Genomic DNA, 14633 nt, shown 5'->3' on the forward strand with positions numbered 1-14633 from the left:
GCCGCGATGGGCCGCTCCTGTTCCGTTCATGATGTGGCCGAGGCGATTACCGTGACAAACGCATTTTTTCGTTCGATTGATGCGAGAAACGCGCGAATCGAAGCCCGCCGCGCCGGCCCGCGCGGCGCTCGTTTCAGGCTGCCGGGCGGGGTTCGGCGCGGCGACGCGGCGCTTCGCGCGGATGCACCAGCATGTCGAAGAAGTGCTGCGCGGCCACCCCCAGCGGCCGGTTCTTGCGGCGGATCACGCCGAGCGTGCGAACCACGGCCGGCTCGGTCACCGGCACGCTGACCAGCGCGCGATGACGGTCGCCCGGCAGCGCCAGCCTGGGCACGATGCCGATGCCGAGCCCCGCCTCGATCATGCTCACCAGCGCCGGCACGTGCTGCACCTCGCAGAACCAGTTGGGCTGGCGCACCGAGCTGGCCAGGGCGTGGTCGATCAGGGTGCGGTTGCCGCTGCCTTGCGCGAGCAGCATGTAGTCCGGCTGCTCGGCCAGCTCGGCCCAGCTCACCGAGCGCTTGCGCGCCAGCGGATGATCGCGCTGGCAGGCCAGCACGAACGGGTCCTGCAGGATCGGCGTGAACTCGATATCGGGCTCCTGGGTGCCGATGTAGGTGAGCCCGAAATCGGCCTCGCCGCGCGCCACCGAGAGAAACACCACCGAGGAGTTCTCGTCGATCAGCCGCACGCGGATGCCGGGGTAGGCGTGGTGATAGCGCTTGACCGTGTCGGGCAGGAAGAAGCTGACCGCGGACGGCACGCAGGCGATGGTGACCAGGCCCGTCAGGCGCCGCCCCAGGTCCTCCATGCCGAACAGCGAGCTCTCGAGCTCGGTCAGCACGTTGCGCGCCTTGTCGATGAAGGCGCGCCCCGCCACGGTCAGCTCCATCCGGCGCGTGGTGCGCTCCAACAGCTTCACGCCGAGCGCCGATTCGAGCTTCTCGACGCGCCGCGACAGGGCGGAAGGCGAGAGGTGCAGCGAATCGGCCGCGGCGCGGAAGCTGCCGAAATCGGCGGAGGCGACGAAGGCGCGAAGGTCGGAGAGGTCGAAGTTCATGGATGGGGCAGGCTGGGATCACGACGCGGCACGCGCAGGGCGGGCGCGACGGTTTCCCGTGCGCCGCGATCGCGCCGCCTCAGGCTTCCTTCGGCGAGGGGCTCGCGTGCAGCGCGGCCTTGGCGCGCCGGAGCTTCTCCAGCATCACCGAGTCCTGGCGCAGCGACACGCCGATCGAGATGGCGTCGATCACGCACAGCTGCACGATCCGCGACACGCCCGGCGTGTTCGGGTCGACCGTGCCGGGCATGTGCAGGATCACCGGGATGTCGACCAGCGCGACCAGCGGGGCGCCCGCATTGGTGAGGGCGATGGTGGTGGCGCCGCGCTTGCGGGCGATCTTGATGCTGTCGTTGACTTCGGGGCTGCGCCCCGCATGCGAGATCGCGAACACCACGTCGCCCGGCTCGGCCAGCCCCGCGTGCAGGCGCTGCAGATGGCCGTCGGCGAAGGCGCTGGTCGGGATGTCCAGGCGCAGGAAGCGCAGCATGGCGTCCTGGATCGCCAGCCCGGAACCCGAGCCCACGCCGAGGAAGATCAGCCGCCGCGCGCTGGAGATGGCCCGGATCGCGGCCTCCAGCTCGACGGTCTGGATCGTGTCGCAGGCCTGCTGGATGCCCGAGATGGTGGTGTGGAAGATCTTCTCGACCAGGGTGGCGGTGGTGTCGTCGCGCTCGATCGAGGCCTGCGAATAGGACAGGCCGCCCGACAGGCTCTGCGCCAGCTTCACCTTGAAATCGCGCAGCCCGTCGGTGCCGACCGCGCGGCAGAAGCGCGTGACCGACGGCTCCGATACGTTGGCGCGCTGGGCCAATTCGGTGATGCTGGCATGCAGCGCGAAATCGACATCGTCCAGCACCAGCTCGGCGACCTTTTGCTCGGCCGGGCGCAGCTCGCCGAGCAGTTTGCGGATGTGCGGAATCAGGTTGAGTTGTGACACGGTGTTCGCTGGGCGCGGTTCGTTACGGAACGGCGGGAAGCGGCGGGCCCGAGGTGAGGATCGAGCGGCCCGCCGCCTTGCGCATCGAACCGATGGATGGGCTGAAGCGGCAATTCTAAACCCAGTTCAAGTCCCGGCCCGCCGCCTGCTCCACCGGGCGGCGGCGGGCAGGCCGCCGGGCCGGTAGCGGGTCGAAACCATGGCTGGGCTGCCGGGCTAGTCGTTCAGGACATCGGCATGCGGCGCGGCCCAGATCTGGTTGACCTGGTTGGCCGTGCAGGCATACAGGTCGAGCGGCGTGCCGGGTTTGCCGAGCGTGCCGTCCACCACGCCGCGATAGATGTCGAGGCAGGTCCCGTCGGCGGCCGCCGCGAGCTGGCCATTGCGCCGGTAGCTGAATTGCTGCTTCGTGTCCTGCGCATTGCAGCTGGCGAGCGTGGCCCACTGGCCGGCGGCGCCGCCGAGCGTGGCGCCGGGCGCCGTCGAACTCAGGCACAGACCGGTGCCCGCCAGCTCCACGGTGCGATCGGCCTTGCGGCTCCAGCGCTGCTTCGGTCCCGCGTCGCAGTTGGCGAGGGCAAGCGCCGCGCCGGGCGCCGCGCTGCCGGCGGCGATGCACAACGGCGTCGCGCCCCAGTCGCCGACCGTCTCGATCTCGCCGGTCGGCGCCCAGCCGCCGCATGTGCCGCTCAGTTTCAGCATCGCGTTGTCATGGGCGCCGATCGTCAGGGGCACCTGCGCGGCGAGCTGCGAGCCCGAATGCGCCCACAGATCGCGCACCGCCAGCGTGCAGGGCGTGCCGTCCGCGCCGTTGCGGTAGCCCAGGTTCGCGAACGACAGCGTCGGGCTGGCCGACGCGGCGCCCTTGTTCAGCACCACCACGGCCAGCGCATGGTCGGCGAGCGGTTTCGCCACCACCTCGATGCCGGCGCTGCTCGAGGGATCGTCGCGCGAGACGCGGTAGCCGCCGATGCCGAGCCGGTCCTGGTCGACCGCGACGACCTCGGCGTTGTTCAGCGTGGCGAGCGACTGCTGCCAGCGGGGATCGGCCGGATTGGCCGCGAACTTGCGAACGTCGGTGCTGAGGATGAGCGGCGCGGCCATCGCCGACCAGAGCGCCATCTGGCTGCGCTCCTCGGCCGGCGTGAGCCCGTTGTCGCCGATCAGGAGCTGGTCGGGATCGTTCCAGTTGCCCGGCGACACGTAGCGCGACAGCGCGATCGTCTCGTTGTAGCTCTGATAGACGCCTTCCTGGTAGGCATTGGCGTTGTAGTAGTCCCATGGATCGCTGGCCGCCTGGCCGCCCGCGGTCATCGAGGTGGTCCGGATGTCCGGGCCGGTGCGCCACATCTGGCCGAGCGGCCGCACCCAGTCCAGCGTGGCGTACTTGGCGGACCCGGTGGGCCCGTAGCCGGCCGGCGCGGATTCGTTGAACAGGATCTTGCGCGCCGAACCGGCGCTGGCCTGGCCCAGCGCATCGGCCATCTGCTTGAAGAGCTGCTGCGGCGTGGCATTGTCGATCGCGCCGCAATTGTCGAGCTTCAGGGCATCCACGCCCCAGGCCACGTAGGTCTGCGCGTCCTGCAGCTGATGGCCCTGTTCGCCGGCCGCCACGCCCTGGCAGGTCTTCGCGCCGGAGGTGTTGTACAGGGCGGCGAGCATGCCCTTGGCATGGACCGCGCTCACGTAGGCCCCCAGGTCGGGATCGAAGCCGGGCTGCTGGGAGCCGCCCCAGCGCGCGGCGCCCTGGATCTGCCCGCTGCCGATGCGCGACATCCAGCAATCGTCGACCCACAGCAGGGTATAGCCCGACGCGACCAGCCCCGTCGCGCGCATCGCCTCGGCCTGGTCGAGCATGAAATGCTGGAACGAATAATTGGCGCGCGCGCTGCCGTCGGTGGGCGCCTGGGCCGTGCACTGGAAGCGGGCCCAGTTGTTGAAGCCCATCGGCGGGGTCGCCGCCAGCGGCGTGCTGGTATTGGCAGCCACGGTATCGGCATGGGCCGGCAGGTTCAGGCAGAGCGGCAGGGCGAGCAGCGCGCTCGATGCGAGGCGCGGTAAGCGGGTACGCATGCGATTCTCCTCGGGAACGGAGCGAGGCCGGCGCCAGATTTGGCCGTGACGCGCTCCGGTTGCACAGCGGAACGAAGGGGCAAGCTGTTGCCGAATTGCGGCTTCCCCCGGGATGGATGTGGATTCCTAATCAATCGATGCCGAAGCGGGATCCGTGCTCCGGGTCGGGCCGCCGCCTGGGAATCGGCGGCCCGAACCTGTCAATTGAGGCGCTGCCCGCTGTCCGCGTCGAACAGGTGCATGTGCTCGGGCGGCAATTCGAGGCCCAGCTCGATGCCGGGCCTGTCGATCGTCCGGTCGCGGGTGGTCAGGCACCAGGTCGCATCGGCCAGCTTGCCGTACACATGGGTTTCCGCCCCGGTCGGCTCCACCACGTCGACCGACAGGCGCAGCGCGCGCTCGCCGTTCGACCAGGCGATCTCCTCCGGGCGCACGCCGAGCGTGACGCGCCTGCCCGCGAGCGCGCCCGGCAGATCGGCGGGCAGCGGCACGCGCGTGCCGTCGGCGAGCCGCAGCGTGGGGAGATCCCGCGAAGCCTCGACCGTGCCGTCCACGAAATTCATCGCCGGCGAACCGAGGAAGCCGGCGACGAAGCGGTTGGCGGGGCGATCGTAGAGTGCCAGCGGCGCGCCGATCTGCTCGATGCGTCCGGCATTCATCACCACGATGCGGTCGGCCATGGTCATCGCCTCGACCTGGTCGTGCGTGACATAGACCACCGTGTTGCGCAGCCGCTGGTGCAGCGCCTTGATCTCGGTGCGCATCTGCACGCGCAGCTTGGCGTCGAGATTCGACAGCGGCTCGTCGAACAGGAACAGCGCGGGTTCGCGCACGATCGCGCGCCCCATCGCCACGCGCTGCCGTTGCCCGCCCGACAGCGCGCGCGGCAGGCGATCGAGATAGTCGGACAGGTTCAGCATCCTGGCCGCCGCTCGGATCCTCGGTTCGTAGTCCTGCCGGGCCTCCTTGCGGATCCTCGGGCCGAACGCGATGTTCTCGTGCACGCTCAGGTGGGGATACAGCGCGTAGCTCTGGAACACCATCGACACGTTGCGCCGCTGGGGCGACAACTCGTTGGCACGCGTGCCGCCGATCCGCAGCTCGCCGTCGCTGATGTCCTCGAGGCCGGCGATCATCCGCATCAGGGTGCTCTTGCCGCAGCCGGACGGCCCGACCAGGACCACGAATTCGCCATCGTCGATATGCAGGTCGATGCCGTGCACCACCTGCGCCGCGCCGTAGCGCTTGGAGAGGCCTTGCAACTGGACTTCCGCCATGTCTTTTCCTTTCGAGCCCTGGCCCGGGTGGGGTGTCAGAACGATTCAAGCGTGAGTTCGGCCGCCATCAGCCGGTTGCCGGCGAGCAGGCCGCCGTCGACCGGCAGCATCACGCCGGTGATCATCCTCGCCTGCTCCGAGGCGAGGAACAGCACGGCATCGGCGATATCGTCCGGGTTCGGGAAGTCGCCCAGCGGATACCACTTGCGCAGCTTCTCGAGCACGGCCGGATCCTTGGCGATGCGCGCCTCCCAGGCCTGCGTCTTGACGGTGCCCGGGCAGACGATATTGGCGCGGATGCCGAACTGGCCGAACTCGGTCGCGAGCGCCCGGGTATAGCTGACGAGCCCGGCCTTCGCCGCGCTGTAGGCGGGGTGCCCGAGGCTGGTGGCGCCGTTCACGGAGCCGATCACCACGATGTTGCCGCGCCGGCGCTCGATCATCGAGGCGCGCACGGCTTCCACCGAGTAGTAGGTGCCGTTCAGGTTGAGATCGATATCGCGGCGCCAGTCGGCATCGCGCGTGCTGGCGAGCGAGCCGGCGACGGCCGCTCCCGCGTTGGCGACCAGGATCCCGACCGGGCCCGCCTCGCGCACCGCCGCGTCGACGGCGGCACGCACGGCTTCGCCGTCGGTGAGATCGGCGACCACCGGGCGCACGCCGGGGAGGGCGGCCAGCGCGGCGCCATCGCGATCGAGCGCGAGCACGGTATCGCCTTGCTCGACGAAGCGGCGACACAGCACGCGACCGATTCCGCCGCAGGCGCCGGTGACCAGAACGACATGATTCATGGGATTGTTTCTCCGAGGTTTGGAATGCATGGGCGCTGCGCCCCGATCTCGTCCCGATGCTTCGCAGTTCGTGAAAATTATATACACGAGCATCGGCGCCGTTGCTTATGGATTGCCCCAGGTTTGCCTGGATGAGCAGAATATAAGCGGAAAACGCTGGGAAAAAAATCTCAACGGGCTCGTGACATTTTTATTTTTGCTCTGTAGGATTTTTACAAGGACGGACATCGAGAGCCGTCCATCACATCATGACGAGGGGTGCCCCATGCGATTTTCCCGGTCGACCATCACGAGACTCTGCGGGTTCGCCGCCGGCGCGCTGGCCGTCTGCCTGGCGAGCCAGGCGGTGCGGGCCGACACCGTGCGAGTCACGGTCGCGCACTACAGCGACGCCACCGCGCCGTACTTCGAGAAGATGGCGCGCGGCTTCGAGCAGGCCAACCCGGGCACCACCATCAAGATCGAGGACGTCAACTGGGACACCCTGCAGCAGAAGCTGCAGACCGATATTTCCGGCGGCGCCAATGCCGACCTGGCGATCGTCGGCACGCGCTGGCTGCCGGACTTCGTGCGCGACGAGCTGACCGAGCCGCTCGACGGCTACATGAACGCGGCGTTCCGCGACCGCTTCATCGGCTCGCTGCTCGCGCCCGGCGAAGTGGGTGGCAAGCTGTACGGGCTGCCGATCGCGGGATCGGCGCGCGCGCTGTACTACAACAAGACCCTGCTCGCGAAAGTCGGTTATCCGAACGGACCGGCCAGCTGGGACGACGTGGTGGCCGCCGCGAGGAAGCTGAAGGCCCAGGGCATCTCGGGCTTCGGCCTGCAGGGCAAGGAGATCGAGACCGACGTGTATTTCTATTACGCGCTCTGGTCGTACGGCGGCGAGGTAGTCGGCAAGGACGGCAAGGCGGCCTTCAACGGCCCCGCCGGCATCAAGGCCGCCCAGCTCTACCGCTCGATGATCGATGCCGGCCTGACCGAGCCGGGCGTGACCGGCTACAACCGCGAGGACGTGCAGAATCTGTTCAAGCAGGGGCGCGTCGCGATGGTGATCTCGGCGCCTTTTCTCGCCAGGCAACTGAACAAGGAGGTGCCGAACCTGAAATACGGCATCACCGGGATCCCCGTCGGCACCGTGCACGCGACCTATGCAGTGACGGACTCGATCGTGATGTTCCGCAATTCGAAGGTGAAGAAGAGCGCGTGGAAGTTCCTCGACTACCTGTTCACCAAGGGCCCGCGCGTGGAGTTCACGCGCACCGAGGGTTTCCTGCCCACCACCAAGGCCGAGGCGGCCGACCCCGCGCTGGGCGATGCGGATACCCGGGCCTTCGTCGCGCTGCTGCCGAGCGCGCATTTCGCGCCCACCATTTCCGGCTGGGAAGACACCGCCCGGGCGGTCACGAACGCGGTGCAGGCGATCTACCTGGGACGCGCGCAACCGGCCGCCGCGCTGAACGCCGCGGCCAGCGAGGCGAACCATGCGCTCGGACACTGATGCGCGCGCCGCGGGGCTGGCTTCGGGCGAGGCGGTGCTCACGCGCCGCGCGCCGGTGAGGCGCCGAGGCGGCAGGGCCATGCCGCGCTCCACGCTGCCCTGGCTGCTGATCGTGCCGAGTCTGTTGCTGGCGCTGCTGATCATCTCCTATCCGGTCTTCAACATCATCTACCAGTCGCTGCATGAGGTCTCGCGCTTCGGCACGGTTCGCGGCTTCAGCGGGCTCGACAATTTCCGCGCCGTGTTCGCCGATCCGGTCTTCATCGGCTCGCTGTGGCGCACCGTGTACTGGACCGCCTGCGTGGTCGGCGGGACCGTGCTGATCTCGGTGCCGGTGGCGCTGGTGCTGAACCAGGATTTCCACGGGCGCGGCCTGGCGCGCACCATCGTGATGCTGCCGTGGTCGGTCTCGCTGACCATGACCGCGGTGGTTTGGCGCTGGGCCTTCAACGACGACTACGGCATGGTCAACGTCACGCTGCAGCGCCTGCACCTGATCGGCGCGCCGCTGCACTGGCTCGCCACGCCCGGGCTGGCCTTCACCGCGGAAATCCTGGTCGGCATCCTGGTCTCGATCCCGTTTACGGTGACGATCCTGCTCGGCGGGCTGTCCTCCATCCCGGCCGACATCTACGAGGCCGCGCAGATCGACGGCGCCGGCGCCTGGCAGCGTTTCCGGCGCCTGACGCTGCCGCTGCTGCGGCCGTTCATCAACATGGCGATCCTGCTGAACGTGATCTACGTGTTCAATTCCTTCCCGATCATCTGGGTGATGACGCAGGGCGGCCCCGACGAGAGCACCCATATCCTGGTCACCTACCTCTACGAGTTGGGCTTCCGCCTCGGCCACCCGGGGCAGGCGGCGGCGGTGTCGCTGATCATGCTGGCGATCCTGTTGCTGTTCTCGATGATCTACCTGTGCATCCAGCCGAAGCACGAGGAGGCCGCATGAACGCCAAGGGCAAGCGCACGCTGTGGTGCTGGCTGGTCCTGTCGCCGCTGGTGATCGTGATCCTGTTCCCGTTCGCGGTGATGCTGTTTACCGCGCTCAAGCCGGCCGACGAGGTGTTCGTCTACCCGGCGCGCTGGCTGCCGAACCACTGGCGCTGGCAGAACTTCGTCGACATGTGGCAGGCCGCCAACTTCGGCGTGGCGCTGCGCAACAGCCTGGTGATCAGCTTCCTGTCCACCGCGCTGGCGCTCGCGGTCAGCCTGCCCGCCGCCTACGCGCTGGCGCGCCTGCCGTTTCGCGGACGCGGCGCCTATCGGCAGTTCCTGCTGCTCACCCAGATGCTCTCGCCGATCCTGCTGGTGGTCGGGCTGTTCCGGCTCGCCGCGATGATTCCCTACGGCGACGGCAACCTGGTCGATTCGAAGATCGGCGTGATCGTCTCGTACGCGGCGTTCAACATCGCCTTCGCGGTCTGGATGCTGTCCTCGTACTTCGAGACGGTGCCGCGCGATCTCGAGGAATCGGCCTGGTTGGAGGGTTGCGGGCGCGGCGCGGCGGTGCTCAAGGTGTTCCTTCCCCTGACCGTGCCGGCGATGGTGGTGGCCGCGATCTTCACCTTCATCAATGCCTGGAACGAGTTCGCCGTGGTCTACACGCTGATCCGCTCGCCTGAGAACAAGACGCTGACCGTGCAGGTGACCGACATGGTGGCCGGCAAGTACGTGGTCGAGTGGCAACTGGTGATGGCGGCGACGTTGTGCGCCACGCTGCCGGTGTCGATCGTGTTCGCCTGGCTGCAGCGCTTCATGGTCAAGGGCCTGGCGATGGGGGCCGTGAAATGACGGGCCCGGCGGAAAGCCGCCGGCGCGCCCCGAAGCCCGGCGCCAGGCCGATGCTGCTGGTCGGCAGCTATGCCGAGGGTGGCGACGACGGGATCCACGTCTACCGGTTCGATACGGCATCGGGCGCGCTCGAGCGCGTCTTCGCGATCCCCGCGGCGAATTCGTCCTACCTGGTTGCGAGCCGCGACGGCCGCCATGTCTATGCGGTCAACGAACTGCCGGGCGGCGGCGCCTCGCCCGGCATCGCCACCGTGACGGGGATGGTCAGCGCCTACGCGTTCGACGCAACGAGCGGCACGCTCACGCTGCTCGATCGCGTGTCCTCGCACGGCCAGGATCCGTGCCACCTGAGCCTGTCGCCGGACGGTCGCCACCTGGCGCTCGCCAATTACTCGGTCGCCGCCGATCCGGGCGGCAGCGTGACGGTCCTGCCGATCGCCGCCGACGGCCGGTTCGGTGCCGGCGCGGCGAGCGTGCGCCTCAAGGGCAGCGGCCCCGTAAGCGGGCGCCAGGACAGCGCGCACGCGCATTCGGTGGTGTTCGCGCCGGACGGCCGTCATCTGTTCGCGCTCGATCTCGGCGCCGACCGGATCCTGCGCTGGCGCTTCCAGGGCGAGGCGCCGGACAAGCCCGCGCAGCTGGTCGATCCCGTCTGGCTGCAGGTCCGGCCCGGTTCCGGGCCGCGGCATCTGCGCTTCGGCCCGGAGGGGCGTTTTGCGTACGTGATGAACGAGCTGGACGCGAGCATCGATGTCTATCGCCATCACGACGGCCTGCTGAGCCTGGCCCAGCATGTGCCGATGACGGAGCCCGGCTTCGGCGGCGGCGTGGCCGGCTCGGCGCTGCACTTCTCGCCGGACCGGCGCTTCCTGTATGCCAGCAACCGCGGCGATGCCGACCAGATCCTCGTCTACGCGGTCGATCGTGCCAGCGGAATGCTGAAGGAGGCAGGGCGCCAATCCTGCCTCGGCAGGACGCCCCGGGAGTTCGCGATCGATCCGGGCGGCGGCTGGCTGATCGTCGGCAACCAGGGAAGCGACGCGTTGCGCGTCTTTCGCCGCGACCAGGAATCGGGGCGGCTCGATCCCGAACCCGGCAAGGTCACGATCGGCAGGCCGGCGGGTTTCGCGTTCGTGTCGTCCGGGTAGATTTTTTCGCCTTTTCACTTAGTTTTGCTAATAAAAAATAACGAATCGGATGGGCTGGATCCCGGGCCGATCGCGTCACGGCCTTGAATAACAAGACTGGCGGCAACCACATCGCCGCCGATATCACGAGGGCAGGTATGGCTACGAGTCGAAGGAACTTCCTGGCATTGACGAGCTTGATGCCGGTGCTGGCCGCATGCGGTGGCGGCGATGATGGAAACGACGGCGGCGCGACGCCGCTATCGGCCGGATCGACGGGAAGCGCGTCGTCATCGGCCGCCGCGATCGAGCCGCGGCCGAGCGTGCGCGCACGGCACACCTTCTCGTTCAGCAGCGACGGCGCGCAATTCCTGCTGGACAAGCAGGCATTCCAGATCCGCAGCGGCGAGATGCATCCCGCGCGCATCCCGGTCGAATACTGGCGTCATCGCATCCGCATGGCCAAGGCGATGGGGATGAACACCATCGCGCTCTACATCATGTGGAATTACCACGAGTCGGAACCCGGAGTATTCGACTTCCAGACCGACAACCGCGATATCGTCGCCTTCATCCGGCTCTGCCAGGACGAGGACATGTGGGTGCTGCTGCGCCCGGGGCCCTATGTCTGCGGCGAGTGGGACCTCGGCGGCCTGCCGTCCTACCTGCTGCGCCATGCCGATATCCAGCTGCGGGTCGATTCGGCCACCGACGCGCGCTACATGGCGGCCGTCTCGCGCTACATCGCGCGCCTCGTGCCGATGATCGCGCCGCTGCTGGTGTCCAGCGGCGGCCCGATCCTGATGATCCAGATCGAGAACGAGTTCGGCTCCTACGCGAGCGATCCGGCCTACATGGAGGAGGTTCGCCAGCTCTGGGTGCAAGGCGGGATCAACGGGCCGTTCTATACCGAGGATGGCCTGACGCAACTCGAGCAGAACCAGTCCAACGTGAAGGGCGGCGCGATCGCGCTCAGCGACGGCACCGCCGACGGCATCGCCGCGGCCCGCGCGCGTTATCCCGACGTGCCGGCGATGGCGGGCGAGGTGTACCCCGGCTGGCTCACGCACTGGGGCGATCCGGTGCTGCAGGGCACCGCCACCGACATCTCGGCCACACTGGACGCCCTGATGAGCCGGAAGCTGTCCTTCAACCTGTACGTGATCCACGGCGGCACCAGCTTCGGTTTCTTCTCCGGGGCGAACACCGATACGGGCAGCGGCGAGTATCAGCCGGACATCACCAGCTACGACTACGCCGCGCCGATCAGCGAGCAGGGCGTGGCCACCGAGCACTACACGCGCTACCGCAAGCTGATCGGCGGCTATCTTCGCGCGCCGCTGCCCGCCGTGCCCGATCCGGTGCCGACCCTGGCGCGCACCGACACGATCACGCCTGCGCCGTTCGCCTCCTTGTGGGACAACCTGCCGGCCGCCTTGCCGGCGGCCTCCACCGAGCGGCCCCAGCCCTTCGAGATGTACGGCCAGGCATTCGGCCTGGCGCTCTACCGCAAGACCTTGCCGGCCTACGCCGGCGGCGTGCTGACGGTCAGCGAGGTGCACGACTACGCGACGGTCTTCATCGGCGGGCAGTATGCCGGCGGCATCTCCCGCGCGGCGCTGCCGGCCGACTACGCGCGCAGCTTCAATCTCACGCATCACCAGCCGCTGAGCCTGCCGGCCGGCCCGGCGAACTCGCCGGCGCCGGTCCTCGACCTGCTGGTCGAGGGCATGGGCCGGGTGAACTACGGCCATGCGATGGTCGATCGCAAGGGCATCCTCGAGTCGGTCTCGCTGCAATCCGGCGGCGGCAGCCAGGAACTGCTGGGCTGGGAGGTTCGCCTGCTGCCGCTCGACGCCGGGTTCCTGGCCGGCTTGCGGCCCGTCGTCAGCGACCCGCGCCGCGGCGGCCTGTTCTTCAGGACGACGTTCCAGCTCGACGCGAGCGCCGATACCTATCTCGACATGAGCCGCTGGACCAAGGGCCATGTCTGGGTCAACGGCCGCCATCTGGGGCGCTACTGGGCGATCGGGCCGCAGCACCGGCTCTATTGCCCGGCGCCCTGGCTGCGCCAGGGCAGCAACGAGGTGCTGGTGTTCGACCTGCACCAGACCGACAGCCAGCCGATCGCGTTTGCCGCCACGCTGGCCTGAGCACCCGGCTGCCGGCTGCGGCCGGCGCTGGTTCGATCCGTTTCCACCCGGGAGGGAAATCAATCATGAAATCGATGCAAGGCCGGCTCGCGACGATCGCCGGCACCAGCCTGTTGTGCATGGCCGCGAGCGCCCAGACGGCGAGTTTCAGCGTAGGCCCGTCGGTGGCCGCGAGTCCGGTGTCGGATAGTCCGAACTCGCTGTTCATCGATCGCGACGGCAGCTTCTATGCGCAGAACGCGCTCTCGCAATACGACGACAATCCCGACAACCATTACTGGAAGTTCTACAGCGGCGCCGATGTCGACAATCTGAGCGAGGCCAGGGCCCATTCGCAGTACGACACGCGCGTGCTCTGCAACGACCGGAACCCGGTCGCGATCGCGCTGTTCGGGCAGCCCGTGACATCGCGCACCGGGTATACGCAGGCCGACTATTGCGACCTGGTCGGCGTGTGGGTGGATCCCGATTCGGGCAATTGGTACGGCGTGGTCCATAACGAACTGTTCGGCAACGATCCCCGCGTCGACGCCATCTCGTACGCGATTTCCACCGACCAGGGCGCGAACTGGACGCTCCAGGATCCGATCCTGACCTCACCCTACGGGCGCGGCGACCCAAAGACGCCGTATTACTACTACGGCGACGGCGACCCGCGCCTCTACGTGGACAACGTGGGCGGCTATTTCTACATCTTCTACACGAGTCGCATCCAGGGGCAGAACGGCAATCCGGGCGGCTTCGACAACTACATGTGGGCACACGCGGCGCGCGCGCCGATCAAGGACAAGATGAAGCCCGCGTCGTGGCAGAAGTTCTACGCCGGAAAGTGGCAGCAGGTGCCCGGCACGAACTGGACCTGCGATGCCGCCACGGCCGCCGCCACGCCCTGCACGACGGCGCCGGTGTCCAGTTCGCTCGAATCCAACATCGCGGGACCGACCAGCGATCTCGGCGCGCAAGGTGGGCCGGCCGCCGACGGGACCGGCAGCGAGCGCTTCGTGCCGCCGGCGCAAGGGGCGGGCGACCTGCTGTCCGCCGGCTACACGAACGGCACGATGCGCGTCATGAACGTGGCATGGAACCTGTATCTGCAGAAGTACGTCGCCGTGGCCGAGGATCGCGCGATCACGAAGCCCGGCACGCGCGATTTCGACTACAACGGCCCCGCATCGACCCTGAAGTTCTACGTCTCCGACGACCTGGCGACGCAGCAGTGGCGCTTCGCCGGCAGCGTGCCGTACCAGACCGCCTCCTGGTATCGCTGGTTCACCGACAGCGTCTCGAAGACCGCCTCCGACACGCTGGGCAATCGCTTCCGCACGTATTGCGTGTACGGAAAATGCCAGACCTACGGCGCGGAATATGCCGACGTGACGATCACGCCTGATGCGAGCCGCGATGCGGCGTCGCTCGCTTACGCCGATGCGGGCGGCATGCACCTCGCCGTCAAGTCGGCCCCGGTGCAGGCCTACATCGTGCATCCCGGCAACGGCGGCACCAATCTGCCCGCCGCAGCCTCGGGCGCCTGGACCTTGGGCGCGCTCGGCGACGGTTTCTTCACACTGCAACTGGGCGGCCGCTATCTCGGGGTGGGGAGCGGCAATGCGGGAAGAGCCTGGGGCGCGGCACCGGTCTGGTCGTCCTCGGCGGGCGGCGTGCAGCAGCAGTGGTACTTCCAGAAGATCGGCAGCGGCGGCTCGGGCGGCTATCGCATCGTCAATCGCTACAGCGGCCTGGCGCTGAACGTGTCGGGCACGGCGCTGACATCGGACCTGGCCGGCGTGACCACGGTGCCGATCCGCAGCTGGGATGCCGCCGCCGGCGCATCGATCCCGGTCTGGCCGCAGGCGGGGCAGGCCTTGCGGCTGGTTGCGCGCTAGGCTTGCGATTGGCCTGCGCCATGCTTCCCGGCGC

Annotated in this window: 11 protein-coding genes; 6 read left to right on the forward strand and 5 right to left on the reverse strand. The window is 68.2% G+C overall.

Going from position 1 to position 14633, the window contains the following annotated elements; translation table 11 throughout:
• Nucleotides 1–133: 133 nt before the first annotated feature.
• The 5 genes from FB600_RS10765 to FB600_RS10785 form a co-directional block, all read right to left on the reverse strand.
• The gene (locus FB600_RS10765) at nucleotides 134–1060 is read right to left on the reverse strand and encodes a LysR family transcriptional regulator (RefSeq protein ID WP_145756833.1); all 927 of its coding nucleotides are present in this window, start codon (nucleotides 1058–1060) and stop codon (nucleotides 134–136) included.
• A gap of 79 nt (nucleotides 1061–1139) precedes the next feature.
• The gene (locus FB600_RS10770) at nucleotides 1140–2000 is read right to left on the reverse strand and encodes a MurR/RpiR family transcriptional regulator (RefSeq protein ID WP_025098396.1); all 861 of its coding nucleotides are present in this window, start codon (nucleotides 1998–2000) and stop codon (nucleotides 1140–1142) included.
• A 216-nt stretch (nucleotides 2001–2216) separates the two neighbouring features.
• The gene (locus FB600_RS10775; protein WP_145756832.1) at nucleotides 2217–4073 is read right to left on the reverse strand and encodes an alpha-galactosidase; all 1857 of its coding nucleotides are present in this window, start codon (nucleotides 4071–4073) and stop codon (nucleotides 2217–2219) included.
• Between the two features lie 200 nt (nucleotides 4074–4273).
• Nucleotides 4274–5350, reverse strand: coding sequence for an ABC transporter ATP-binding protein (locus FB600_RS10780; protein WP_145756831.1), 1077 nt, complete (start codon nucleotides 5348–5350; stop codon nucleotides 4274–4276).
• A gap of 35 nt (nucleotides 5351–5385) precedes the next feature.
• On the reverse strand, nucleotides 5386–6141 hold the full coding sequence (locus FB600_RS10785; RefSeq protein ID WP_098154031.1) for an SDR family oxidoreductase: 756 nt from the start codon (nucleotides 6139–6141) through the stop codon (nucleotides 5386–5388).
• 265 nt (nucleotides 6142–6406) lie between these two features.
• On the opposite strand from FB600_RS10785, the gene FB600_RS10790 reads away from it, so the two are divergent.
• The 6 genes from FB600_RS10790 (at nucleotide 6407) to FB600_RS10815 (ending at nucleotide 14599) form a co-directional block, all read left to right on the forward strand.
• Complete coding sequence (locus FB600_RS10790; RefSeq protein WP_096748882.1) at nucleotides 6407–7642, forward strand: ABC transporter substrate-binding protein; 1236 nt, start codon at nucleotides 6407–6409, stop codon at nucleotides 7640–7642.
• A gap of 79 nt (nucleotides 7643–7721) precedes the next feature.
• Entirely contained in the window at nucleotides 7722–8594 is an 873-nt protein-coding gene (locus tag FB600_RS10795; RefSeq protein ID WP_145756855.1) for a carbohydrate ABC transporter permease, read from the forward strand.
• On the forward strand, nucleotides 8591–9436 hold the full coding sequence (locus tag FB600_RS10800; protein WP_025098402.1) for a carbohydrate ABC transporter permease: 846 nt from the start codon (nucleotides 8591–8593) through the stop codon (nucleotides 9434–9436). The genes FB600_RS10795 and FB600_RS10800 overlap by 4 nt, the downstream gene beginning before the upstream one ends.
• Nucleotides 9437–9486: 50 nt before the next feature.
• A complete protein-coding gene (locus tag FB600_RS10805) occupies nucleotides 9487–10584 on the forward strand; it encodes a lactonase family protein (RefSeq protein WP_261383367.1) in 1098 nt (365 codons plus the stop codon).
• A 137-nt stretch (nucleotides 10585–10721) separates the two neighbouring features.
• Complete coding sequence (locus FB600_RS10810) at nucleotides 10722–12716, forward strand: beta-galactosidase (protein ID WP_244099472.1); 1995 nt, start codon at nucleotides 10722–10724, stop codon at nucleotides 12714–12716.
• 65 nt (nucleotides 12717–12781) lie between these two features.
• Entirely contained in the window at nucleotides 12782–14599 is a 1818-nt protein-coding gene (locus FB600_RS10815) for an RICIN domain-containing protein (protein ID WP_098154027.1), read from the forward strand.
• The last annotated feature ends 34 nt before the right edge of the window (nucleotides 14600–14633 follow it).

Origin of the sequence: Burkholderia sp. SJZ089 (assembly GCF_007828315.1) — a bacterium.
Lineage (GTDB): Bacteria > Pseudomonadota > Gammaproteobacteria > Burkholderiales > Burkholderiaceae > Burkholderia > Burkholderia gladioli.